Genomic DNA, 26,451 nt, shown 5'->3' on the forward strand with positions numbered 1-26,451 from the left:
GAGTGGAACTACAAAGTCTTCTTACCTGCCATTCGTACTGGGTGCTACCTACCAACCCAGTTAGTGCATACCCACTCGTAGTTATGCCGCCAATCACCGTCCAGTCATTAGTGCCTACTGGTCGGTACCGAAGTTCCGCTATGATGCCCGTCTCGCTAGGGCCATATGACCAGTAGAGGTAAGCCGATAAAGCCAAGACATTACCTGACCCCAATAAGGAAGGAGTCTGGCAGGCAGAAGAGGTCGAAAAGGTCTGCAGGGAGCTGAAGTCAGAACTCGCCGTTGGCGAACAGACACCTTGTACTTGCCATTCGTAGGCCGTTGCCCCTTGCAAGCCCGTTAATGAGTAATTCCCAATAGGGCTTAAGGTCAGATTGCTCACGGTGGTCCAGTTTAGATCACCCACCGCCCGCCAACGTAAGTTATACGTTTGACCAGACACCAAAGGACTCCAAGAAATTGTAGCCGAAGTACGGGATGGAAAGGCGTTGAAGCGGCTTGGTACCTGACAGGGAACCGTAAAACTTACAGGCCCTACAAACTGATCGCGGCCCATTACTCGAAGTCGCCACTCATAGGTAGTGTTGGGGGTGAGGTTGACGAGAGATGTTTCTGATTGACTCAGATACTGTCTTGTACTCCAAGTATCAGCCCCAACTACCCGCCATTGCACTTCATAACTAAGATCCATTCCCAGTGAAGGCCAGTTCAACCTGGCAGTGGTTCCTTCGAGAGTTGTGATTAGATCTGATGGGGACAGGGTAATATCAACAAGGGTAACATCAACACTTGAACTGATGCTCCCTACCGTTGTATTCGATGGCCTAATGCGATAATAATAACGTCCTAATGGCAATGCTTTACTCTCGGTAAACGTAGTAGTATTTGGCCCCACTCCACAAACAGGCATAAAACCGACAGTAGGCGAAGTAGAGCGTTCGATAAAATACCCCATTTCATTGGCTGCATTGTCCTGCCAAGTTAAAGTCACTAGGGAGTTAACAGAACTGATCCGTAGTTAGTAGGAGCCGGAGCGTCGGTTGGTGGGGCATCAAGCGAGTAAGCCGTATGGGTTTGCCGAAGGGCTAAACCGGCCTGTATACGGTCATATTGGCCAGGGGTAAAATCTTGCGTACAGTAAGACCAGTAGCTCATAATGTTAGAGATCATTGGCGAAAAAGCCTCTCCATTGGCATCACGAGCGGTACTGCTTGGATCGTATTGAGGACAACCATTGACAGTTAAGATATTAGCGCCTACCATTCCGTAGGGGTCGGCGGGCGTATCGCAAATCAAGTCCCCACTTGTCTCGCAATTGGCCCCCGCCCCCCGAGTAACTAGCTCGTCTGTGACAGCCGTGCCATTACTATATCCGAAAGTATGGTAAAGACCAAAGGTATGTCCTAGTTCGTGAGGAACTACATGGTGGCCCATATGAGCTACTCTACAGCTATCATTATCATTGGTTGCAATAAATGAACGGGTTGTAAAGAGGTGATTACCATTAGAAGGGGATTTGGCATACCCTCCTATCGCATTATCTAAGAACCGATTCACATAGTATTGATTCAAGGCATTGGTTGCATCTCGTCCATCTAGTGTTGACTCGTCTGCATAGGCGAAATTATTGAGCAAATAACTATTGTCAATATAGTCAGGTATAGTACCGGCGAAGTAAAACTGAATGCCATAGCCATTTGACAGAAAGTGACTGTTAGTCATAGCCATGACTTGATTTAAATTAGCTAACGTTAACCCACCAGAACCATCATCATATCGAAAGATATGGGGCCGAATGGGTACATAGGTAATAGCATTAAAAGCCGCTCCCGACGACCGTTTACGTTCCAGGGCAAGCTTACCCTGTTGCACAAACTCGCGGAACTGTTGAGGGGAAAGATCAGTAGTACCACACTGAGTTAGTGAATTTGGAGACGATTGGGCAAATAATTGGGTGGCGTAAAGAGAAAATAGCAGCCAGCTCACAATACTGGTAAAGAGTCGATTCATGGTGTAGCTTTAGAAAAACAGTGTTTTGCAAATATGCTGTTTGTAAGTAATATCTAATCTCTTCTAGTTTTGCTATGCAGCCCCCACAACTATCTCAGCCTTATCCTTGCCAGAACTAGACGATTCAGTATTCATATCTAGTTATTTTCAAATTACAATTGTTATCATTCATACGGATTAAGTAGTCTCTACGTAAAAAAAGCCCCGACGCATTCCGGGGCTTTTTTTACGTAGAGACTACTCAGTTTTATTTTTTATTGAGCAATTGCTTAACAAGAGTTTTGAGTTCATCGATCTGAGCCTGTTGTTTTTCCATCCTGGTTTGCTGTTTTTCGATGGTCGTTTGTTGCTGGATGCTGTATAGTGTCAGCTCCTCAATCTTCGCTAGCAACTTGGCATCCATCTTAGCCACATCTACGCCCTGCTCTACAACCTCGGCCGCCGAGGGTACGCCAGGCAGGTGTTGGTTGGCCTGGATGAAGCGAGCTACTTCTGACAAGGGCGCAAGCTTGTAGCTGGGCCCAAACACGTAATCACTCCACTCACTGGCATTCTTGATAGCCACCTTCACCTTCTCCGTCAGAATACCATCCTGCACGTAAAGACGGTAACCAGCCGGGGTTTTATTCACTTCTTCGCCAATCACGACGCCGTTACCCGATACGTTTTGCAAGTAATTTCCTTTCTGTTGCCACAACTCAGCACCCAGCCGACCTCCGCTTATCGTGCTACCTAGTACGACGTTACCCGAGCCATCGACGGTGAGAAATTTGGTTTGACCGGTCGCGCTAACTGGTGAATTATTAGTCAGTTTCTCCAAGCGTAATCCAGATTGGTTGTCCGCATCTGCCGCTACATGTAACTTATTGCTGGGTGATGAGGTACCAATACCCACGTTAGCGCTATTTCCCAGAACTAGGCTATTACTAGCGGATACTACAGCGTTGTTGCCGATGGCCGTTGCGTTTACCAGCCCCGCGTTGCCCGCGTCGGCCCGGAAGCCGATGAATGTATTATTGAAACCGCCGTTGTTGCCCCGCCCAGCTTCGAAACCCAGCGCCATGTTGTTGTTGCCATTGACGCCAGGCCCATTGCCCGAATTGGCTCCAATATAGACGTTAAAACCGCCTGAGGTGTTGAACTGACCGGCGTTGTCGCCCAGAAAGTAGTTACCTGACCCACTGACGTTATTAGCTCCCGAGTTTGTACCAAAGAAGTAGTTGCTGCTGCCGGTCTTGTTGCTGATACCAGCCTGCACCCCAATGAAGGAGTTGAATTGTCCTGAAGTATTGGCTCGTCCTGCCTGGTAACCAACGAAGGTGTTGGCCGAAGCATTGGTCGAGTAGCCGGCCTGGTTTCCTATAAAAGTATTTTGTGTCCCGTTTTGGCTCTTACTACCTGCTCGACTACCTAGGTAAACATTACCTGATTCGATACTACTGTAGCCCGCACTGTCCCCAACCGCGACCGTGTTACTGATATCACTAGTATAACCACCAGCACTGGTACCAATGAAGATGTTACTAACACCAGTTCCGTTACCGGAACCTGCATAATAGCCTAGGGCAACATTCAAGCGGCCCCTATTAACCAACAAGGCACTAGAACCAATTGCTGTGTTTAGAGACCCGTTTGAAAGGGCCCCAGCACTGGCACCAACGATCGTATTCCCAGTGCCTGAGCTATTGTACAATCCTGCGCTCGATCCAATAAAAATATTACCATTGCCTGCTGAGTTGGAGAATCCTGCTTGCACGCCTATCGCCACATTACCAATGCCAATAATATTACCCGATCCAGCAAAACTCCCGAAGTACGAGTTTCCGTTACCGGTATTGTTGTTGGCGCCTGCATTATAGCCAAAAAAAGAGTTCTCTCTTGCTTCAACCATATTAGAACCAGCGCTATACCCAAAGAGAGAGTTGCCAAATGAATTTGAATTATTCTGCAATCGGTTTCCTGCTCCAATACCAACAATAGAATTGGCTGAACCTGGCGTGGTGGAAACGGGGGTGGTGATGACGAGATTGGTTGTGGTCTGAGCCAATAACGGAAAGCTAACCGCTGATAGGAAAGCAGCACTGAGTAAGTTACGGTAAAGTAGATTCATAAAAAGAAGATTGAACAAAAGAGGAGACAAAAAATGCCACTAAAATAAGCACTGACAGCTATCTAGTCAATTCCGCCCAGAGAAAAGGAGCCGTTATCCTGAGCGTAGTTGATATCAGTTACACAATTCCCGAAGAAAATAAATCAAGCAGTGATAGCTTCGACTGTCCGTTCCGAAAACGTTCTGAATGACTAGTACTGCCAGAAAGCCGATACGATTCTTGACGATTCATCAATAGATTTGGCTAATGGAAGACCTAATTGCCTATTTGCTCCAGTTTGGTCACCTGGACGAACAGCAACGCGACTTAATTCTTGGCAAGGCGAAACGTAAGAGCATCGCCAAAGGGGCCTATTTTTCAGAAGCGGGCAGAACATCCAGCCAACTAGGCTATGTAACGCAGGGAGTTTTCAGGGTCTGTTATTATGATAAGAAAGGGGATGACATCACCCGCTACTTTGTCTATGAGAACCGTTTTGTCGTTGACATCAACAGTTTTCGCGACCAGACTCCTTCGGCTGAATACATTGAAGCCGTTACCGATTGTCAGGTTTTAGCTTTTTCGAAAGAAGACTTTACTGAGCTTGCCACCGTCATACCTGGATGGCAGGACATATTTGTCAAGATTACGTCTTACGTACTGGAGAACAAATTGAAGTTTACCAGTAACATGTTGGTTCAGGACGCTCAAACAAGATATCTGAACTTCCTGGATCATTATCCTGGACTAGCCAATCGCGTTCCACTGGCGATGGTAGCTTCTTACCTGGGCATCACACCGTCTTCCCTAAGTCGGATAAGAAAAAGTATTCTTTGACGGCTTTATTGCCAATTGGCAATTGCCATGACATCTTATCCTGTCAACTTTGTCATCGAATCCAATAAGCGAACCGATGGAATTGACAAATCTCTTCAGGCAGATTGAGTTTATAAAGGAGGTTGATAAACTGAAGTACATTCTACGCAAAACCAAGCTATTCAACAGTGATCGAAACGAGAATGACGCTGAGCATAGCTGGCACCTATCCTTGATGGCTATGGTTTTGGTCGAGCACGCCAATTTCCCCGTAGATCTGCTTAAAGTAATCAAGATGCTGCTGATTCACGACATTGTTGAAATCGACGCTGGCGATACGTTCATCTATGATACGCAAAAGAGCCATGACAACACGGCACAGGAGAGAGAAGCCGCCAACCGAATTTTTGGCATTTTACCTCATGAGCAAGCCACAGAGCTAATTGCCCTTTGGGAAGAATTTGAGGAACAGCAAACCAACGAAGCTAAGTTTGCCCGGGCCATGGACCGCCTGGAACCTCTTCTGCAAAACACATCGAATGAAGGTGGCACGTGGAATGAATTTGGGGTAACGTACGAAAAAGTCCACGCCAAGAAAAAGGTGATTCAGCGAGGCTCTGAATCGCTCTGGCAATACGCTGAGCAGCTTATCAACGATAGTGTCGAGCAGGGGATTTTGAAAAAGTAGAACCGATTTCTAGGGCATTCGACCTCAAAACTTTAGTGGTTATTTTTCAAAGGCAGGATTTCTAGCTTGCTCTGAAAAAGCAAACGCACTGTAAGTAAATGTCTTACAGTGCGTTTATTGTGTGACCACGGGGAGACTCGAACTCCCATGCCGTGAAGCACCACCCCCTCAAGATGGCGTGTCTACCAGTTTCACCACGTGGCCAAGAGTGTTTTTGCGGGTGCAAACATAGTCATTTGTACTACTTATCCCAAATTCGAGGCTTAATCTTTTTTGCCATTTCAGCGAAAAAATACCCAGAAACAGGCATTTTTTCGTACTTTTATCTTTCTAAATCAATGACAAAATACCACTTGATATGGCACTGGAATTAGTTGGAAAACTCGTAAAAGTATTACCCGAAGTGACGGGACAAGGCAAAAATGGCCCATGGAATAAGCAGGATTTCGTTATTGAAACCATGGATAGCCAGTACCCTAAGAAGGTATGCATGACCGCCTGGGGAGAAAAAGCCAACGACCTGAAACAGTTCGCAGACGGTGATACGCTTAAGGCAACGTTCAGTGCTGAATCACGGGAGTACAACGAGCGCTGGTACACCGAACTCCGCGCTTTCCGGATCGAAGCCGCTGATGATAATGGTGGTGTTGGCTACAGTGCCCCTGCCCGCCCTGCTCAGCAGCCACAGTCGCGTCCTGCCGCTCAAAGCCAGCCATCGGGCGCGCAGCAGTTCAACTCGGCTTTTGATGACGAAAGCAATGATCTGCCGTTCTAACCAGAAAGGTGATAAACGAAAAAAGCCGCTTAGTAGCGGCTTTTTTTGTGATCCGGCTGGGATTCGAACCCAGGACCCATACATTAAAAGTGTATTGCTCTACCAGCTGAGCTACCAGATCGATTAACGCGTTAACTTTATATGACAAAAAGCGCTTTCGTTAATTGTGGTGCAAAAGTATAGCCTTGTTTTTATCAATGCAAGCCTTTAGCCTTAAAATAAGCCTATTTTTTTTATTTCTGGTTACCAGCTTTCAGAGTCGGGCCACCTCACCGACGCTTGTCAGTCAAGCGGATTCTTTGTTTGCTACTGGCGATCAGGCACATGCCGCGCAACTGTACGAAAAGGTACTGGATGCGGGCTATGAAGCAACAAATACTATGTTGCTGAAACTTGCCAGCGCCTACGAGCAGCAGGACAACATTCCTCGCCTGCTTTATTTCCTCCAGGTCTACTTCGATCACCAGCCCGACGATGCCGTTCTGCACAAGATGAACGAGATTGCCCGCGCCAATAATCTGGATGGCTACGAGACCGACGATCTGAATTACTTTTTTCTCTTTTATCGGAAATACGGAATTTACATCCTGATCTTCCTTCTCTTGCCGGCTGGCTACGTCTTTACGGTACTTATTTTAAAAGGGCTACGTCGCCAGCCGGCGCCATTGCGGCAAAAATGGGTTTTGTTTATCTATTTGCTGGTTCTATTGGCCTTTGTCAATCTACCCGACAGTGTTCAATCTGGAATTACGAACAACAACCGGGTGATGATTCGCACAGCACCGTCGGCTGCGGCTCCCGTTGTTGACGTGATTGGTCAAGGGCATAAAGTCAATATCCTGGGAAGCCGGGATATTTACCTACGGGTTCTGTGGCACAATAAGTTATACTTTATCCGGCGCGACAATATCTGGGTAATTTAACGTCCTAACGGATGAGTGTTACCGGTCCTTTGAAAGTTCGTTTATCGGTCCGAATCAGGTAGTAGTAGGTACCAACTGGCGTATCGGTGCCATACCAGCGAAATTTTGGATCAATGGACGTAAAAATGATCTTGCCCCACCGATTTGAAATGTCTATTGATCTGAACTGTTCTGCGCAGACATTGTCCGGTAAGTCTTTTACGCCAAAATAATCGTTGATACCATCTCCATTGGGTGTAAACACGTTTGGAACGGTAATTTCGGCGCTGACAGATGGATCGCGTAGTCGGAACGTAACGCTGGTTGTGTCGGTATGCTTGGGCTGGCAGGAGCGGTCATCGACTACAAAATCGACGATGAAGGTGGCTTCTGATTGCCCGTTCATCAGCGCACAAGTCGGTTTCCACGTAAAGGCCGATTGGAGCATTGGCCGTCCCGTTTTGTTCGTGAATGCCATGCCCAGCGCCTTCATGTCGAAACCTCGGCCAACGCCCGTCATCAGCAGCGTATCCCGATCAGGATCATTACCCAGCACATCGAACGCCGAGCGTCCCGACGAATCGTTTGGACTGACAACCAGATCAACTACGGGACCGCTTAGCGTCGTGCGGATACTAGGTGGCTGACTGGGTAGCCCATCCGCCCGCAATGTTACGCTTACGGTGTCGCTGAGGTTGCGATTACAGCGCGCATCGGTGACGATGAAATCTACTACATAACTCGACTGCGTAGCCTGCGCGCAGGTCGGTTTCCAGGTGAACGGTTGTGATACCTTCCCTATTCCTACCGTATTGCCAAAGTTCATACCAGCCTGTACCAGCGTGAACCCTCGTCCGACGGCCCGTAACGTAATGTTGTCGTTATCCGTATCAACACCAAAGGCCGTAAACGACAGTGACGCCCCTACCGTGGTTCTACCCTGATTGTTTACTAGATTGGTACTCGCTTTGGGTTTGTTGTTTGCTGAGGGGATGATGTTCAGCCGGATAGTCAGCGTATCGCTTAATCCCTGTGGACAGCCGTCGTCCGTTACCCGAACCATGAGCGTAACGGGTCGTCCATCACCCACGCATCGCCCAAAACAGAATTTAGTCTGTAGCGTATCTTTCGTCGTTTTAGTCAATAACTCGCCAGGTGTCAACGTTAAGCTAGGCAGCGAGCCGCTCATGTTGATGACCTGGATACGTTGGTTGGCGTTGGGGTCGGTCAGGTAAAGATTCAGACAGTTCGTGTCTTTTTCGGCGATGGTCAACACAGTTCCTTCCTGGTAAAAACTCTTGGCTCCGTCGGCCTTGAGCAGCAACTTCGGCGGGTCATTGCGGGGACAGTCGATGACGTTTAACTGGAAATCTCGGCGGACCAGTCCAATCTGCTTCCCCCGTCGGAACTCGCGCACTTCCACCGAGAAAACAAACAACCCCTCCCGGTCGGCGGTCACCTGCAACAAGCCAGTACGAGCATTAACCCGTAAGGGAATCGAACCTGGAATCTGATTGGCGTCGGATATGCCAGAAATCCACTGAATTGGCCGATAGGGTCCTGCATCGGTAATGGGGGCGTCGGGCTGGCCTGTCCGTGTGTTCGAGCTGAATCCATTGTAGGGCGTAACAAGCTGATACGCCAGACTATCCCCGTCCGGATCTTTAGCACTAAAGTCGAACGTAAACGGCTGACCAATGCAGATATAATCCCCCTTAGCTACGCTAAAAACGGGCGATGAGTTATTGAACGCCGTCGATCCTGACCAGGGTGCCGGGAACTCGAGGTAAAAAACCGATCCTGCTTCGCCGGGCCGAACAATATTGGTGATTGTTCCATTCCGACAGCAGCGTTCCCAGCTTACGTAGTACCCCTCCGGATCATTGAACGCCTGTCCGAAGCTAATATCGGTGCTATATCGAATCAGACGAGTTTCGACGCGGGCACGAGATGCACAGGTCGGATTGCTGTACTGGACCCATTCGGTACTGATTCGGGGAACCTGAATAGCCCCCATGTAGCCATTATCGCGTTTTCGGTAGAACGCAACAAAGGCGAACACATCATCGGACCGGGGATCGCCGTTAATATTATCGAAGTACAGATTTAGGTTGATACGGTGGGTATAAGTACCAGTTGAGCTTAGTTTTTGCAGTTCCAGCTCTCCTCCCACAATATGCGTAGCCTGCGCAAACGGCATTACTGCCATCAGCAGGCTAAGCGTCAACACCACTAACCATAAGCGCCGGTAAAGTTTCTCCATAGAGAGTTTGTTTCAGAAATAAGACTATCCAAGAATAGCTGTCTAAATTAGCGTTTTTTTTAGAGACTCATGCGCAGAAGAAGTCATAAAGCACCCGAACGTTTATACGCGGTTTCAGTCGATGCCGTGGCAGCCGAGGGGAAATGTATTGTCCGCACCGACGAGGGCGTCATTTTCGTCGAAAACCCAACGGGTGGCCCCGGCGTAGCTCCGGGCGATGTTGTGGATCTGAGAATTACGAATAAAAAGAAGCAGTATCGCGAAGCCATTGCCGAGCAGGTTATTGAACGCTCAGCCGTACGTGCCGATCCATTCTGTGAGCATTTTGGCACCTGCGGTGGCTGCAAGTGGCAGCACATCCGCTACGATGAACAATTGCAGTTCAAGCACCAGCAGGTCATCGACCATTTGAGCCGGATCGGCAAAGTAACGCTGCCTGATTTTCATCCCATCATGGCGGCCGAGCCAACCCGTTATTACCGGAACAAGCTCGAATTTACCTGCGCTGAAGGGCGCTGGCTGACTACCGCCGAGGTGCACACGCGTGAGGCTATGGATCCACGTGCGGTTGGCTTTCACATTCCGGGGCGCTTCGATAAAGTGCTCCCCATCCAGCACTGCTATTTGCAGCCCGATCCTTCCAATGCTATCCGGCTGGCCGTGGCGGACTATGCGCAGGCAAATGACATCAGCATGTACAACCTGAAGCATCACACCGGTTTTCTCCGTACGTTGATTATCCGGACGGCTTCATCGGGTCAATTGATGGTTACCGTTCAGGTAGCGCAGGACCAGCCCGACACGTTGAATGCACTACTGGGCTTTTTGCAAACGAGCTTCCCTGAGATTACGTCGCTGAATTACATTCTCAACACAAAGAAAAACGACAGCTACCAGGACCAGGAAGTCATCAACTGGGCTGGCAAGCCCTACATTGAAGAAATCATGGATGACGGGAGTGGCAAACCGCTGGTCTTCCGCGTCGGGCCAAAATCCTTCTACCAGACCAACGCTCAGCAGGCCTTTAACCTCTACAAAGTCACCCGCGACTGGGCTGGCCTGACGGGCAACGAGCGGGTTTATGATCTCTACACCGGAACAGGAACGATTGCGCTGTTCGTAGCCCGCCGGGCGCAGCACGTAGTAGGCGTCGAATACGTCGAAGCGTCAGTAGCCGATGCGCGGGTGAACGCACAGGTGAACGATATTCACAACACCACCTTTGTAGCGGGCGACATGCGCGCGATTCTGACGGATTCGTTTTTTGACCAGCACGGTCGCCCTGACGTCGTGATTACCGACCCACCCCGCGCCGGTATGGACGAAGAAGTGACCCGACAACTCCTGAAAGCCGCTCCGCAGCGAATTGTGTACGTTAGCTGTAACACGGCTACCCAGGCCCGTGATCTGGGTATTCTGGACGAAGGCTATACCGTAGCCAGCGTCCAGCCCGTCGACATGTTTCCCCATACGCACCATGTCGAGAATGTGGTACTGCTTCAGAAAAGATAAATCCTGACGCCCGCCTTCACGAAGGCGGGCGTCTTTTCAAAAACTGATGTATGGCGTCAGTTTTTCGATCGTTTTCGCGTCCAGTACCCGGATCGGTTTCAGGGCATCAGCGGAGGTGTAAGCGCCGTGCTGTTCCCGGTAGCTGACAATAATCTGTGCCTGGCGCCGGGACAAAAACGGAAAGCGATCCAGTTCTTCCGCGCTGGCGGTATTAATAGCCACCTTACGGGCGGCTGTCTGTATTTTGCCAAATTTGGTTAGCTCAGTCAGCGCCAGCGAGTCCAGGCCGTATACCTCCCGAAACTGCTCCGTCGAATGAAAGCCGCCCAGTGCGTCGCGGTATTTAATGATCCGGCTCGCTAACGTAGCGCCGATACCTTTTAGAGCAATCAATTGAGATGTATCAGCAGTGTTGATATCGAAAGGCTGCAACGCTGGTTTGACGTAACGCTCAGTAAACGCAGGCCTGTTAGGTACGCTTTCTTCGTCATTCCTGAATGCCGGTCGGTCGGCATAGACGTTACCGTAATTCGCCGACGCCGATGATTTTAGCGTAATGTAGGGCTCCAATTGGTCATACAAGTCAGCGGGAAAGTCGTAAATTTTGAGGAGGTCCTCTTTCCGCCGAAACTTCCCGCCTTTGCTTCGATACTTTTCGATCCGTTCGGCCATCCAACGCGGCAGCCCCAGTTGCTGCCAATCAGTTACGCTGGCCGTGTTAGGATCAAAGGCGAACAACTTGGGTTCATTGAATCGTTCAGTGATTGTTTTTTCCTGTTCGCGGGAGCCAAAAGAAGGTTGTTTTGCTTCCTCCGCCTTCATCAAGGCTACCAGACTATCCAGCTTTCGTTGATCAGCGAGCGACGTATCAGCGGGCTTTGCTGCTATCAGAAATCGATACGCAAACGGAATGAGCAAACAGAAAATAATCAGCAGTAATAAAACGAGAAAGCCCCGCACCTCCCGGTGCGACAGGCCAAAGTAGTCGCGTATTAGCGACTGAAAACGGCTAAACATTTGATTTTGAACAAGAAGTTACGGTTGGCTGTAAGCTACGTAGCGACTCTCCTTCTGTCAACTAATTCTCAAGATCTGTTACGTTACATTTCGTGAACGGTATAAAAAAACAGCAGTCGGACAGGGATGCCCGACTGCTGTCTATCAAAAAGAATCATACTCAATCAGGCTTTGTAAAACAGCCATTTCGATAGCTCCCGATACGTAATTTTCTTACCATACATCAAAATACCGACGCGGTATATACGGCCCGCCAGCCAGATGGTACCCACAAAACCCAGTACCAACAACACCATCGATAGCGCCAGTTCCCAGGCGGGTACGCCAAATGGAATCCGGACCATCATAATAATGGGCGACGTCAGCGGAATCATCGACGTCCAGAATGCCAGTGGCCCATCGGGGTCGCGCACAACGAACTGCGAAAAAGCAATAGCGGCAATGATCGGAATGGTAATTGGAAACATGAACTGCTGCGTCTCGGTCTCATTATCGACAGCGGCCCCCACTGCCCCAAAGAGGGCACTGTAGAGCAGATATCCGCCTAAGAAATAGAACAGGAAGCAGCTGACAATGAGGGGCACATTGAGCGTTTCAACGGCCTGGAAGAAGTCAGCGACTGGATTATCGGCAGTTGCCAGTTTCTGCTGTACGTCAACCTGGCCAGGCATACCACCACCCATCCGGCTCGTCATCGCCGACTGAGCCGATTGGTTTTGACCCATCAACTGCGACCCAACCGTCATAAGGCCAACTGTCAGCACAATCCAGAGCAGGAACTGTGTCAGGCCTACCAGCGCTACCCCGATGATTTTACCCATCATGAGTTGAAACGGCTTCACCGACGAGATAATAACCTCAACTATTCGGTTGCTTTTTTCTTCCATGACACCCCGCATCACCTGCGTACCATAGATCAGCACGGAAATGTAAATAAGCATAGCGCAGATACCTCCAATAATGGTCGTTGCCGTAGCGTTGCTGCTTTTCTCGCCCTCGGCGCTCATGCTGATCGTTTGTGCGTCAACATTGATCTTGGCGTCCTCAATAATCTTCTGCGTAATACCAGCTTCCCGTAATTTAATCTGCTCAATTTCCTTCGAAATCGCCCGTTCAATCTTGCTTTGTAGCGACAGGCTCACGCTTTTTTCGGCGAAGATTTGTACGGACTTAGGCTTTTCAATAACATTCGCCGGGATGTAGACCAGCGCATCAAAGCCGTCTTTTACAAACGTTTTCTTTGCCGATGGCAGTGGGTTTTTCGGATAACTATAGATCGTTTCGTCGTCGTTTTTAAACTGGTTGACAAACCGTCCGCTTTCGTCCAGAACAGCTACTTTTTTCTGGTTGATGGAACTGATGGCCGCCCAGCCGATAGCTGCGTAGAAACCGAAAATCAACAATGGTCCCAGAATCGTCATGATTATGAACGACTTTTTACGGACCCGGACCAGGTATTCGCGTTTAATGATCAGAAGAATTGTTCTCATATTGAGGAGCCGGACGAACCGGTTTGTTTAGGTTTAGGTAGTGGGAATTTCACCAACGGCCTGGATAAAAATATCATTCATGCTCGGAATATTCTCGCCGAACGAGCGTACAGCGACCCGATCAAGCAGATGCCTAATCAGATCGTTTACGGCGGCATCTGCGGGAATCCGGATGTCGGATCGTACAAATGTTGAATCATCCGTCGGCACCGTCTTTAACACCTCAAAGGCCGGGGGTAGCATAGCCAGCGAGCCCTGATATTCGACGTGGTAGGTATGGGTTTTGAATTGTTCTTTGATGGCCCGCTTTGGTCCATCCAGTACCTTCTGCGACCGGTTAATCAGCGCAATATGATCGCACAACTCCTCAACAGATTCCATGCGGTGCGTCGAGAAGATGATCGTTTTTCCTTTGGCACGCAGTTCCAGAATTTCGTCTTTGATCAGGTTGGCATTGATCGGGTCGAAGCCGGAGAAAGGTTCATCGAGAATCACCAGGTCCGGCTCGTGCATCACCGTAGCGACGAACTGCACTTTCTGCTGCATCCCTTTCGACAGATCTTCGACGTTTTTCGACCACCAGGTTTTGATATCAAACTTGACAAACCAGATTTTCAGTTTATCCATCGCCTGTTTTTCAGTCAGGCCTTTTAGCTGCGCCAGGTAGAGCAGTTGCTCCCCTACTTTCATTTTTTTGTACAGACCACGTTCTTCAGGCAGGTAACCAATGCGTTTGATGTGGCTGGGATTAAGCCGCTCACCAGCCAGCAGAACTTCGCCCGAATCGGGAGCGGTAATCTGATTGATAATTCGAATGAGTGACGTTTTACCGGCCCCGTTAGGGCCAAGCAGACCAAAAATACTTCCCTGCGGAACGGACAGGCTCACATCATCCAGTGCCCGGTGTTCGGCGTACTGTTTGACGATGTGATGCGTTTCAAGAATATTCATTCTGTTCAGGCTAAATTAGTTTGAGTGTTTAGGCTAGCCAAACCTACGGGTTTTGCACCTGTAGTACCAATCAAATTTTGGATGAATAGCCCCCGGCGTCCATAAATGGCAAAAAGCCACGACAGGGCGGCCGTGGCTTTTTGTTTAGTTCTTTCATTTATGCCAGTTTAGACAACTGCGTCCTCAGTCTGAATAGGCTCGGTTCTGAATTCGCCTTCCCATTTGGAAATGACACAGGTCGCGACGGCATTACCCGCTACACTTGTTGCGCTACGCCCCATATCGAGCACCTGGTCGATTCCCAGCAAAAGAGCTAACCCTTCGATTGGCAGATTGAACATCGACATGGTACCAGCAATGATTACCAGCGAAGCGCGGGGTACCCCCGCTACGCCTTTCGACGTAATCATCAGCGTCAGCATCATCGTCACCTGCTGCTGAAAGCTGAGAGGAACGTGGTAGGCCTGAGCAATGAAGGCGGTAGCAAACGTCATATACAACATCGACCCGTCGAGATTAAAGGAATATCCCAGCGGTAAGACAAATGAGATTATTCGTTCCGAGCAACCGAAACGACGTAACGCTTCGATTGTCTGCGGGAATGATGCCTCCGAACTGGCCGTGCTGAACGACAGGATGACCGCGTCTTTGATCTCCCGCAACAACGCCATGTAGGGGATTCGTACGACCAGGCAGATTAGTGCCAGCACCACGAACAGGAAAAACAGCAGCCCGCCGAAGAAACACAGAATCAGGTAAGCATACCCGGTCAGGATACCCAATCCTTGCTGCGCCACCACAGCCGCAATGGCACCCAGCACGCCGAATGGCGCAAAGCCCATAACGTAACTGGTTACCTTGAACATGACGTGTGACAGAGCGTCCAGCGCTTTGATCATAACTTTCCCCTGCGCGCCGATTGCCCCGACAGCTACGCCAAAGAAAATACTGAAGACTACGATCTGAAGGATTTCGTTCGTCGCCAGCGATTCGGCAAAACTGGTCGGGAAAATATGGGTGATGAAGTTTTCGAACGACATCTTTTTGACTTCGATACCGGTGTCGGTTCCTGCGGCTGGCAAGGGTAAGTCCATGACCTCACCCGGCTTCATGATATTAACAACCAGCAAGCCAACGATCAGCGACAAAATTGTGGCGAAGTAGAAATAGGCCAGGGTTTTCAGGCCAATCCGGCCCACGGCTCCGAAATCGCCGAGTTTGGCAATCCCGACGACAAGGGTTGAAAACACCAGAGGTCCAATGATCATTTTGATCAACCGTAAAAAGATCTTGGACAATATATTCAGATCAGTCCCGGAAAAGCCTGAACTGGTAGCTGGGAAAAAGTATCCAATGAGGATACCGAGCACCATGCCCAGGAAAATTCGAGTTGTCAAGTTGGGAAGTTTCATGCAGTCAGATTAAGTGACGGTACTGACAAAAGTAACGTAAACTGACCACTTCAAAAAGCGCCCTTGCCGGGAGTTATCGTACCCGCAAGGCCGGTTTCCCTAAAATTCAGTAATCCTCAAAACTACGAGAACTTAGGCTTAGTCGATCGATCAAGCAAAGTAAGGCGAGCAAGCCTCTATTTTTTTGGGTTTACGTCTTTCGGATTCAGTGCGATAAAAAAAACGTGTCTGTTTTACGTGTAAGGGCAGCCTACATAAGAAAATGTACCCTTCGCTCATTGCTCTTCCCACTCTTCTCCACCGCATAACTCACGATTCTGTATCAAAACCGTTTCAATCACCATTACTTTTGATTTTATTGGTAGTCTATAGGAAACCTGTTTGTATTTTTACTTGAATATTCGACGGTAAATGGGCTTGCGATACGCAAACATTAGCCACATGACTGGATAAAAGAGGAAATCAACCAATACGAGCGGTGTCCGAAAATGAATGTCGTCAACAATGGTTGTAGTACCTGACTGGTCACGTATTAACCGGTGCCGGTGGTGCCAGCGGCTCAGGAAAAAGGGCAGTCGAACTCCCTGGTCGACAAAGTAGATTTCGGATTCGGTCGTCTGCTGATCAACGATCTGGCTTACCCAATCCTGCCGAAAGAATATAAAATTGAGTTCTATCTGCACAACATCGCCCTGCTGACAGCCATCAAAACGTACCACTTTAACGGGCGGAAATGGTGGATTTAGCTGGTCGAATAAGGCCCGGTCGAAACCCGACCAGACAACGGGAAGCGGTTGGTTAACCTTTGTTCTCAGTAGGAGATGCATGGGAAAAGCGGCTTGCGAACGAATGAAATAAATGCATAGGTCGATAAGGAAGACAACTACCAAACGATTCCTCTGTTCCAGCCCAGGCACAAAGCGGACACAGCATGTCAGCAAAATCGACCGATTTGTCGGTTTGTGGACAGTTGTTTTTCTTTGTCAGATTAACCTGGTATTGGCCAATGCGCCTGGTCCCGATTACATTACGGTACGTAACGGCCTACCACAGGGTACAGTGAATGCGATCATACAGGATCGACAGGGGTTTATCTGGATGGCCACCCGTGACGGGCTCTGCCGGTACGACGGAATTCGGTTCAACATCTTCACCCACGATCCACTCCAACCGTCGTCTATTTCGTTCAGTAGTATCTCCAACATCCGGGAAGACCGATCGGGCCAACTCTGGATTCATACGGAGAATAACAACATTGACCGGTTCGACCCGGTCACAACCCAGGCTGTCCGGGTTTCTAACTCAGTTGCCTTCCGGAAAGCATTAGGCCGGGCCAGCATTACCAGTATCTTTCCTGATCAACAGGGAAACGTTTGGGTCGCTACACAAACGAACGGTTTTTTTCGGTTGCATCCAAGCGGCCAGGTTAGTCAGCACTATTGGCCAGCCCAGAGAGAAATCCCGCAACGGGTCTTACATAAAATCCTACTCGACAGGCAAGGTCAACTCTGGCTGGCCGCGAATGACGGCCTTTTCTGCTATGAGCCTAAATCGGGGAAATTTACGGGATACCGAACGGCACAGGGACTTCCTCAGAACAACGTAGCTACCTTACACGAACGTACGAACGGCGAACTCCTGCTGGGGTTCCCGACGCAAATTGCCTTGTTCGCTCCTTTATCGGGGCGGGTACGCCGGGTCATTCCGCTGCCTGCACCATCTAAACTTCCCGCCGTTTTTGCTCAGGACGCCCAAGGCGTTGACTACATTAATCAGTACCGATACACGGATGAAGAAGGCCTTACGGCGCTACCGACCGATCCGAAATTAGCGCGGTATTCGATCCTTTCGCTACTAGTTGACCGATCCAATGTACGCTGGCTTGGCCTGAACGGAGACGGTGTTGTGAAATATGATATGATAAACCGTCCATTTACCAGTTGGACGTACGCATCGAATTTTCAGACAACCTGGCTTTCCCAGCAATTAGGCATTCCTATTAGTAGCATTCCCGCTTCGATTCGCCAGCAGAACTCACTTCTCACGCGCTACCAGTTCGACAAGCAAGAAAACCTCTGGATTGGTGGAACCGACACCCATCCCTACCGGTACACAGCCAGCCGGAAAACATTCGAACCCATAAAGCCTGCTGGCATTGAACCCCGTTGGTTAACTGACAACACCTTTCGGTTGACCGTGTTGGCGGCCGATCCCCAGGGCGATGTATGGGGACTAGTCGGCACGACTAACCAGGTTGTGGCCCGCTATAATCCCAGTCGGCAAGCGTTCACCACATTTGCCCTGCCGCTCCCTGCTAACAACCCATACGTTGTCCAGGCAATGGTAGCCGACGGCGGTCGAATCTATCTGGCGACTAAAAATCACGGATTACTTCAGGCGGATTTGTCCACCAAGCGATTGAGTCAGTGGTCAGCTACCGGTATTGGTCAACGAGCACTTCCGAGCAACTCTCTGCTATGCATGGTGCAGGACCCTTTGAGGTACAATCACCTTTGGATCGGTACGTTTGGCGGAGGCCTCTGCCGACTGGATAAACTTACAGGGCAGATTAGCCGGTTTGGCGTAAAGGAAGGTCTGCCGGGAAATGTCATCTACGGCGTCCGGCCGGATCGAAACGGGTGCCTCTGGCTCAGCACGAACCGGGGTCTTTGCCGTTTTATGACGAAGACACTGGCCTCCTGTACCTACACCGTTGACGACGGTCTACCAAGTGATGAATTCAACCAATTTCATGACATTGCCCTACCCGACGGCGAATTAATTTTTGGGGGTCTGGATGGCTATACCAGCTTCAACCCCGAACGTATCCAGGAAGACCCATTCAAGCCTAAGGTTGCCCTGACTGGCTTGCACATTAATAATCAACTTGTTCGAACGGCAGATCCCGATTCCCCCATTCAGGAAGACATCAGCACCGCTACCAACATCAGCCTGACTTATCGTCAAAACTTTCTGGCCTTTGATTTTGCAGCCCTGCAATTCAATCAACCCAGTAAAAATCAATACCGCTACCGCCTTATCGGATTAGACAAAGACTGGGTGTACGGTGGAAATTATCCAACTGCTACGTACACGAACCTTTCTCCAAATACATACACGTTTATTGTCAACGCATCCAATACGTCCGGCATCTGGAGTCCCGCTACGCATCGGCTTTCCATCACCATCAATCCTCCTTTTTGGGCCACCTGGTGGGCATTCTCGGCCTATGTTCTTCTGCTGGTAGGCGCTATTTACATGTATCTGAGAACCCGACTAAATCGGATTCGACTCAGAAGCCAGGTTGAACTACGCGAGCAGGAGGCAATCCAGTTAAAGAATTTAAACGAGGTCAAAAATCGATTCTTTGCCAACATAACTCACGAGTTCCGTACGCCACTGACCCTGATTCTGGCCCCTCTGGAAGAAGTGATGAGCCAACTTGCCGATCAACCACAGCGTACCCGCCTGAGTCTGGTTCATCGCAACGCAAACCGGCTTCTGCGCCTGATCAATGAGCTTCTTGACCTAGCCAAACTAGATGCGGGTAATCTGGCAGTTACCAATACCGTTGGCAACCTACCAGAGTTTGTCGAACGAATTGTCCAGTCGTTTCAGGAAACTGCCCGCCAGCAGGGAATCGATTTAGGGTGCCATCACCAGCTTATGCACGAGCAATATTGGTTTGATGCTGACAAGCTGGACAAGATCATCACCAACCTCATTTCGAACGCGCTAAAATTCACTGAGGCAGGTGGTTCTATTACCGTGTCACTTAGTCCTATTGCCACTGGGTCTGATTCCAGTGTACCCGGTCATGCAGAAGAACGTATTCTATTACGTATTCAGGATACGGGCGTTGGCATTCACGAAAAAGAACTGGTCCAGATTTTCAACCGATTTTATCAAGGTAGTCCAACTGGGGGAAAAACGTCACGCGGGTCGGGTATTGGTCTGGCGCTGGTCAAAGAATTAGTCGACGTATTGCATGGTGCTATCCGTGTTGATAGTGTCCCGGGTACGGGTACTACATTTTCTATCGAACTCCCCTACCAACCAGCACAACTGGCCGCAACGACGACCGAACCCTCACAGTCAGACAACACCCAACTCCAACGTTCAACCAGTGAGCCGGAAACCACCTTTCGCATTTTGCTAGTTGAAGACAACAACGATATAGCTGACTACGTGGAAAGTCTGCTGGTGACCAATTGGTTGGTTAGTCGTGCTGCCAACGGTCGCGCAGGCGTAGAGGTAGCGCTGGCCATCCTGCCAGACCTTATCATCAGCGACGTGTTGATGCCAGAAATGAATGGCTATGAACTCTGTCATACCCTGAAGTCGAATCCAGCCACCAGTCATATTCCTATTATTTTACTGACGGCTCGCACCGCCGAGGAAAGTCGTCTGGAAGGCTTCCGTGTTGGCGCTGATGACTACATTGAAAAGCCCTTTCGGGCTGAAGAACTACGGAGCCGCGTTCTCAACCGATTAAATCAGCAGCAACGAACACAGCAGTTTTACAGAGGCCAGCTGCTGCGGGAGGGACATTTGCCAATAAATAGTCCTTCCCCCGAAGACGAGTTTGTGAACCGGATGTATGCCATTCTGGAAGACAAGCTGGATGATTCCAGCTTTGGGGTCGAATCATTGGCAAGCGAGCTTGGTATTAGTCGAATGCACCTGAACCGAAAGGTCAAGTCCATGACGGGTATTACTCCTAACGAACTTATCCGGGTTGTCAGACTACACCGAGCGGCTAATTTACTGATGACAGGAGCACCAATCGCTGAGATTGCCGATCGGGTTGGCTTTGATACACCCGCCTATTTTTCGAAGGTCTTTAAGGATTATTATCGTATGACACCCTCCGAATTTATTGAACAGCGTCGGCGCGAAACGGTATAAAAATCTCTTCACCCATAGTCTGATGTAACCATAAAACGAAATAAACTACCTTTTTTTCGTTGTTACCATTCACATCGCTCCAGCCTGCATTCACTCCATTAAAAAGCTCACTCACAGCTCATGTTACAAATTTTATAGCCGTTGTTACATTAGAGAAAGACCACAAAATATATTCTCGCCACTATTGTATTGACTTAGCGGCACACTAGGTCATTTCTTCTATACCTCAAATTAAACACTATGACCTATTTCTCTTCGGCAAACTCTTCGAACCGAACCACACCGGTAGACTGGCCTCCACTCAAACTCTATCTCCGCGAGAGCGGTCGACAGTCGTTTCCAGTTGATGATTTAGTTTACTTACAGGCAGTAGCCAACTACAGTTGGTTAAACTGGATCGATGGTCGTCGCATGCTTATGCCCCGTACGCTTAAGTATTACGCGCCCAAGTTACCCTCTGACTGGTTCATCCGGTTGCACCGCAATTGCGTCGTCAATCGCCGGTACGTTGAACGGCTGGAACGCACCGATACGGGTGGACTGGTTCACCTGTCAACGGGTGAAGTTCTCCCCGTGTCGCGTCGTCGCTGGAGCACAGTTCGTCGGCAGTTGGCTCACAACATGCCTCATCTCAACTAAACAACATTCTTTACTATACCATAATTTTTACTGTTGTCCCCAAAAGCCCTGACTCGTCGACGAGTCAGGGCTTTTTGTATTATGTGTCTGTTATTCTTGCAGTCTACCTAATGGAGAGAAGTCATATAGGTTGTAGCTTTGCTTTTAAACAACTAATCCAATTTTTATGAACCAACAATTACGTTTAGCCTACTTCTGGTCCTGGCTAACTGCGGCTTTTCTGGTGTCGTTCGGCACAGCGCAGGCGCAGCTACTGACCGAAGATTTTGGCGCAGCAACATTGCCCTACCCGCTTACGGCACAGGGCTGGGCAGCACACAGTGGTGCTGGTACGAACACGATTAATGCATCGCTTCCAAACCTGACGTATTCAGGATTGAGCACAACAGGGGGCTCAGCGTCACTTGGTACATCGGGTGAAGACATCAATCGTGCGTTCACGGCGCAAAGCAGCGGTTCAGTCTATGCCTCGATGCTTATCAACGTATCGGCAGCTCAGGCAACCGGCGATTATTTTTTCCATTTTGGGGGAGCTACCATCGGCAGCACGTTTGCTTCCCGACTCTACGTCAAAAGTGTCACGGGTGGTTTCCAGTTTGGTTTGAACAAAACCAGCGAATCCTCGCCGGCAACTGCTTATACGTCGACTACGTACCAGTTCAATACAACCTACCTGGTTGTGGTTAAGTACACCATCGTCTCAGGCGCGACAAACGACGTAGCTGAGTTATTTATTCAGCCAGCTCTTGGTCAGGCAGAGCCAACCGCCGACATAACCAGAACGTCTACCGCACCCGATCTAACGACAGTAGGTACCATTGCGTTACGTCAGGGTAATGGTACGGCGGCCCCCACCGTCCGGATCGATTACGTTCGTGTTGGTACAAACTGGAGCGACGTAACCAGCGGCACCGCCGGTCCCAATCAGCCACCTACGGTGGCTAATGTGATCCCAAGTCAGTCAGCGACGGTAGGTCAGGCGTACTCATATACTGTTCCAGCGAACACCTTTGCTGATCCGGAGAACGAAACGCTCACGCTAACCGCATCGGGCCTCCCTGCTGGTATCGCCTTCACAAGCGGAGTATTCAGTGGAACGCCTACTACAACTGGTGTTTCGTCCGTAACGATTACGGCAACAGATCCGGCCAATGCGTTTGTCAATACGGCCTTTTCCTTCTCGGTCAGTGCGGCTCCGGTTACGAACTTACCACCAACGGTAGCGAATGCAATTCCTAACCAAACAGCGGTCGAAGGGCAAACCTTTAGTTATGCAATTCCAGCAAATACGTTCAATGATCCGAATGGCGATGCCCTGACCCTAACGGCTTCGGGTCTTCCCAGCGGCCTTACGTTCACGAATGGCGTATTAAGCGGAGTTCCTAGTACTACTAGCGTAGCAACGATTACAGTCGTAGCGACCGACCCCGGCAGTTTATCGACCAGTACCAGCTTCACACTAACGGTTAATTCGCGCTTTACCCCCATCGCTACCGTTCGAACGGGCATCGGCCAAACGTTCACGGTCGTTGGCCGGGTAACGGTCACCAATCAGCTGGGTTCGCGTCAATTCTACGTGCAGGACGAAACAGGTGGTATTCTGGTATACAGTGGTGCGTCAGGAACCGACTATTCAACAGTCGTGCAACTCGGCGACTTGGTTCAGGTTAGCGGCCCCATATCCGTCTTTAACGGCGCCGTTGAGATTAACGGCGTAACGGGTTTCACCGCTGTTTCAGGAGGAGAAGCACCTGCCCCGAAAGTTATTACGTTGGACCAGTTACCGAACTACCAGGGCCAGCTTGTTTCCGTAGCCGACGCCAGCATCAGCGGTTCAGGAGCGACACTGACGGGAGGCACCAACTATACGATCACTGCCGGTGGTCAGTCGGCAACGCTACGGATCAGTGCTAACTCGCCACTGGCTAATGCAGGTCGTCCAGCTAACCCGGTCAGCGTAACGGGTATTAGCGACCGCTTTGTGTCGGGTGCTACGACGACGGGCACGAACGGCCTGCAATTACAACCGCGTATTTTATCTGACATTTCGGGCGCTACTGCCGCTACAGATCAACTTTGCGGTGGTACGGGTGGCACGGAGTTAAACCGGGATCAGACGCTGGACATCGCTGCGTGGAATATGGAATTTTTGGGGGCTAATGCTGGCGTCATCGCTTGTCCACAGGGAAATCTTCCGTATAACAACTTTGGCCCGACGAACGAAGAATTGCAGCAGACCAACGCTGCAATCGTCCTGGGTAAACTAACGTCCGATATTATTGCTGTAGAGGAAGTGAGCGATCTGAACCGGTTACAGGCTGCCGTCGCAGCCATGCCGGGTAGTTACAGCTACATCTGCTCGAATCGTTTTTCGTACTATTTCCAGAACGAGTGTGATCAGACGCCATCCAATGGAACCGTTTTCGGACCAACGGCATTAGCTCAGAAAGTCTGCGTTGTGTACAACACGGCAACGGTTACGCCTGTCCTGGCGGAGACTAAACCGTTGCTGGATGGCAAATACAATTACCCGTCGGCCAACAACTGGTCATCGGGTCGTCTGCCATTTATGTTCGTTGCCAACGTAACGATCAACGGTGTTACACGGAAAATTCACACGGTAGCTATTCACGCCAAGTCGGGTAGCGCGGCCGCCGATTACAACCGTCGGAAGCAGGATATCGATGATCTGAAGGCGGAGCTTGATGCGAATTACTCGACCGCTAACCTGGTTATTCTGGGTGATTATAACGACCAGATCAACTCGTCGATTGCCACTGGCCGTCCATCGTCGTACACGTCAATCATCGCTGATGCAACCAACTACAGCGTTCTGACGCAACCGCTCGAAGCGCAGGGCTGTAATACGTTCGCATCGTCGGCCAGCTTTATCGACCACCTGACGGTGTCGAACGAACTGAACGCGGCCTACGTAGGTAGCTCGGCGTACGTGTTGCAACCTGGTTCGATTCCGAACTATGTCAACACAACTTCGGATCACTACCCAATTGCAGCCCGGTTTAACCTGGCTAACCTGGCAGGTCCTGTTACTCCCTTGGCGTTGACGCTAACGGCGACTCCAACCCAGGTGAGTGCTGCTGGCTCGGTCAACCTGCTGGCAACCGTCACCGGTGGCACGGCCCCCTTCAGCTATACCTTCAGTGGCCCAGGCACCATCACCACCAGCGGCAACAGCGCTACCGTCACCGCCCTGACAGCGGGTCTGCAGACTTTCACCGTCACCGTGGCTGATGCCACCTCGCCCACTCCCCAGACCATCACCGCTACTACCAGCGTGAGCGTCTCGACGGCTGAGACAGTGCCCTTCGCTATCACTGGAGTGACCACCGTCAGCTGCACCACCCTCAGCGCCGGGCAGCGGCAGATCAGCTTCACCCCCCAGTACACAGGTCTGAGTGGACAGCCGGTCACCTTCTCGGTGCAGAACGAGCTAGCGCCAACAAACGCTGCGGGTCCTTACCCGCTCAACCTCTACACGGACAACCCGGTCATTACGCTGCGGGCGACTCAAGCCGATGTCACAACCAGCTTCGCCTACAACTGGCTGGCCGCTTGTACCGGTACCACTCCGCCGGTCAATCAGCCACTGGCTGCCACGCTAACGGCGACCCCAACTCAGGTGAGTGCTGCTGGCTCGGTCAACCTGCTGGCAACCGTCACCGGTGGCACGGCCCCCTTCAGCTATACCTTCAGTGGCCCGGGCACCATCACCACCAGCGGCAACAGCGCTACCGTCACCGCCCTGACAGCGGGTCTGCAGACTTTCACCGTCACCGTGGCTGATGCCACCTCGCCCACTCCCCAGACCATCACCGCTACTACCAGCGTGAACGTCTCGGGGGCGGAAACGGCGCCCTTCGCCATCACCGGGGTGAGCACCGTCAGCTGCACCACCCTCAGCGCCGGGCAGCGGCAGATCAGCTTTGTGCCCCAGTACACAGGTCTGAGTGGACAGCCGGTCACCTTCTTGGTGCAGAACGAGCTAGCGCCAACAAACGCTGCGGGTCCTTACTCGCTCAACCTCTACACGGACAACCCGGTGATCACCCTCAGAGCCAGCCAAGCTGGAGCAGAAACCAGCTTCGCCTACAACTGGCTGGCCGCTTGTGCCGGTGGTACTACTCCACCAGTCAATCAGCCACTGGCTGCCACGCTAACGGCGACCCCAACTCAGGTGAGTGCTGCTGGCTCGGTCAACCTGCTGGCAACCGTCACCGGTGGCACGGCCCCCTTTAGTTACACCTTCAGTGGCCCGGGCACCATCACCACCAGCGGCAACAGCGCTACCGTCACCGCCCTGACAGCGGGTCTGCAGACTTTCACCGTCACCGTGGCTGATGCCACCTCGCCCACTCCCCAGACCATCACCGCTACTACCAGCGTGAACGTCTCGGGGGCGGAAACGGCGCCCTTCGCCATCACCGGGGTGAGCACCGTCAGCTGCACCACCCTCAGCGCCGGGCAGCGGCAGATCAGCTTTGTGCCCCAGTACACAGGCCTGAGCGGACAGCCGGTCACCTTCTTGGTGCAGAACGAGCTAGCGCCAACAAACGCTGCGGGTCCTTACTCGCTCAACCTCTACACGGACAACCCGGTGATCACCCTCAGAGCCAGCCAAGCTGGAGCAGAAACCAGCTTCGCCTACAACTGGCTGGCCGTTTGTGCTACGCCTAACGCTCGTGTAGCGGCTAAAGAGGGAACCTTGCAAGTCAACCTGCTGGGTAACCCTTCAGCCAATGGTCAGGTTTCGGTTGAGGTTCGCGGTGCTGCCGATCAGGTATTGTACCTGCAACTCACGGACATGAGCGGTCGGATCATTGACACGCGTCAGGTTGAGCAAGCGGGTTCGGTTGAACGTCACACGTTCGACGTGAACCGTCAGCAACGTGGAATTCTGTTGCTACGCGCTACAACGCCTACCCAGGCACAAACAGTCAAAGTGATCAAAGCTGATTAA

General features: G+C 50.6%; 16 protein-coding genes and 2 tRNA genes. 8 read left to right on the forward strand and 10 right to left on the reverse strand.

Translation table 11 applies throughout. From position 1 onward, the window contains the following. Positions 1-990 precede the first annotated feature (990 nt). Both ACYVAD_RS20640 and ACYVAD_RS20645 read right to left on the reverse strand, forming a co-directional pair. Positions 991-2,010 (reverse strand): zinc metalloprotease, encoded by a 1,020-nt coding sequence (locus tag ACYVAD_RS20640; RefSeq protein ID WP_461141431.1) that lies wholly within the window; start codon positions 2,008-2,010, stop codon positions 991-993. Positions 2,011-2,257: 247 nt separating this feature from the next. Continuing rightward, on the reverse strand, positions 2,258-4,120 hold the full coding sequence (locus ACYVAD_RS20645) for a TMF family protein (RefSeq protein ID WP_461141432.1): 1,863 nt from the start codon (positions 4,118-4,120) through the stop codon (positions 2,258-2,260). A gap of 247 nt (positions 4,121-4,367) precedes the next feature. On the opposite strand from ACYVAD_RS20645, the gene ACYVAD_RS20650 reads away from it, so the two are divergent. Beyond that, complete coding sequence (locus tag ACYVAD_RS20650) at positions 4,368-4,937, forward strand: Crp/Fnr family transcriptional regulator (protein WP_461141433.1); 570 nt, start codon at positions 4,368-4,370, stop codon at positions 4,935-4,937. A 76-nt stretch (positions 4,938-5,013) separates the two neighbouring features. Further along, a complete protein-coding gene (locus tag ACYVAD_RS20655; protein WP_461141434.1) occupies positions 5,014-5,604 on the forward strand; it encodes an HD domain-containing protein in 591 nt (196 codons plus the stop codon). A gap of 122 nt (positions 5,605-5,726) precedes the next feature. Here the strand turns inward: ACYVAD_RS20655 and ACYVAD_RS20660 are convergent. After that, positions 5,727-5,808: transfer RNA gene (locus ACYVAD_RS20660), tRNA-Leu, on the reverse strand. 154 nt (positions 5,809-5,962) lie between these two features. On the opposite strand from ACYVAD_RS20660, the gene ACYVAD_RS20665 reads away from it, so the two are divergent. Continuing rightward, entirely contained in the window at positions 5,963-6,379 is a 417-nt protein-coding gene (locus tag ACYVAD_RS20665; RefSeq protein ID WP_461141435.1) for a DUF3127 domain-containing protein, read from the forward strand. 48 nt (positions 6,380-6,427) lie between these two features. Here the strand turns inward: ACYVAD_RS20665 and ACYVAD_RS20670 are convergent. Further along, a tRNA-Lys gene (locus ACYVAD_RS20670) sits at positions 6,428-6,500 on the reverse strand. 76 nt (positions 6,501-6,576) lie between these two features. Between ACYVAD_RS20670 and ACYVAD_RS20675 the strand changes: the two genes are divergently transcribed. Further along, on the forward strand, positions 6,577-7,302 hold the full coding sequence (locus ACYVAD_RS20675; RefSeq protein ID WP_461141436.1) for a hypothetical protein: 726 nt from the start codon (positions 6,577-6,579) through the stop codon (positions 7,300-7,302). 4 nt (positions 7,303-7,306) lie between these two features. On the opposite strand, the gene ACYVAD_RS20680 is transcribed toward ACYVAD_RS20675, so the two are convergent. Beyond that, the gene (locus tag ACYVAD_RS20680; RefSeq protein WP_461141437.1) at positions 7,307-9,544 is read right to left on the reverse strand and encodes a gliding motility-associated C-terminal domain-containing protein; all 2,238 of its coding nucleotides are present in this window, start codon (positions 9,542-9,544) and stop codon (positions 7,307-7,309) included. Between the two features lie 69 nt (positions 9,545-9,613). Between ACYVAD_RS20680 and rlmD the strand changes: the two genes are divergently transcribed. After that, a complete protein-coding gene (rlmD, locus tag ACYVAD_RS20685) occupies positions 9,614-11,056 on the forward strand; it encodes a 23S rRNA (uracil(1939)-C(5))-methyltransferase RlmD (protein ID WP_461141438.1) in 1,443 nt (480 codons plus the stop codon). 36 nt (positions 11,057-11,092) lie between these two features. Here rlmD and ACYVAD_RS20690 read toward each other — a convergent pair whose 3' ends face one another. The 5 genes from ACYVAD_RS20690 to ACYVAD_RS20710 all read right to left on the reverse strand — a co-directional run bounded on the left by ACYVAD_RS20690 (position 11,093) and on the right by ACYVAD_RS20710 (position 16,753). After that, a complete protein-coding gene (locus ACYVAD_RS20690; RefSeq protein WP_461141439.1) occupies positions 11,093-12,073 on the reverse strand; it encodes a helix-hairpin-helix domain-containing protein in 981 nt (326 codons plus the stop codon). Between the two features lie 164 nt (positions 12,074-12,237). Further along, entirely contained in the window at positions 12,238-13,563 is a 1,326-nt protein-coding gene (locus ACYVAD_RS20695; protein ID WP_461141440.1) for an ABC transporter permease, read from the reverse strand. Positions 13,564-13,596: 33 nt separating this feature from the next. Further along, positions 13,597-14,514, reverse strand: a complete 918-nt coding sequence (locus tag ACYVAD_RS20700; protein ID WP_461141441.1) for an ABC transporter ATP-binding protein — start codon at positions 14,512-14,514, stop codon at positions 13,597-13,599. A 167-nt stretch (positions 14,515-14,681) separates the two neighbouring features. Then, positions 14,682-15,926, reverse strand: coding sequence for a dicarboxylate/amino acid:cation symporter (locus ACYVAD_RS20705; RefSeq protein ID WP_461141442.1), 1,245 nt, complete (start codon positions 15,924-15,926; stop codon positions 14,682-14,684). A 389-nt stretch (positions 15,927-16,315) separates the two neighbouring features. Continuing rightward, entirely contained in the window at positions 16,316-16,753 is a 438-nt protein-coding gene (locus ACYVAD_RS20710) for an SRPBCC family protein (RefSeq protein WP_461141443.1), read from the reverse strand. A gap of 133 nt (positions 16,754-16,886) precedes the next feature. On the opposite strand from ACYVAD_RS20710, the gene ACYVAD_RS20715 reads away from it, so the two are divergent. The 3 genes from ACYVAD_RS20715 to ACYVAD_RS20725 all read left to right on the forward strand — a co-directional run bounded on the left by ACYVAD_RS20715 (position 16,887) and on the right by ACYVAD_RS20725 (position 26,451). After that, positions 16,887-20,834 carry a hybrid sensor histidine kinase/response regulator transcription factor gene (locus ACYVAD_RS20715; protein WP_461141444.1) on the forward strand — a complete coding sequence of 1,316 codons (3,948 nt, stop codon included), beginning with the start codon at positions 16,887-16,889 and terminating at the stop codon, positions 20,832-20,834. Between the two features lie 240 nt (positions 20,835-21,074). Beyond that, positions 21,075-21,473 carry a LytR/AlgR family response regulator transcription factor gene (locus tag ACYVAD_RS20720; RefSeq protein ID WP_461141445.1) on the forward strand — a complete coding sequence of 133 codons (399 nt, stop codon included), beginning with the start codon at positions 21,075-21,077 and terminating at the stop codon, positions 21,471-21,473. 166 nt (positions 21,474-21,639) lie between these two features. Continuing rightward, positions 21,640-26,451 (forward strand): putative Ig domain-containing protein, encoded by a 4,812-nt coding sequence (locus tag ACYVAD_RS20725; RefSeq protein ID WP_461141446.1) that lies wholly within the window; start codon positions 21,640-21,642, stop codon positions 26,449-26,451.

This window comes from Spirosoma pomorum, from assembly GCF_054776615.1.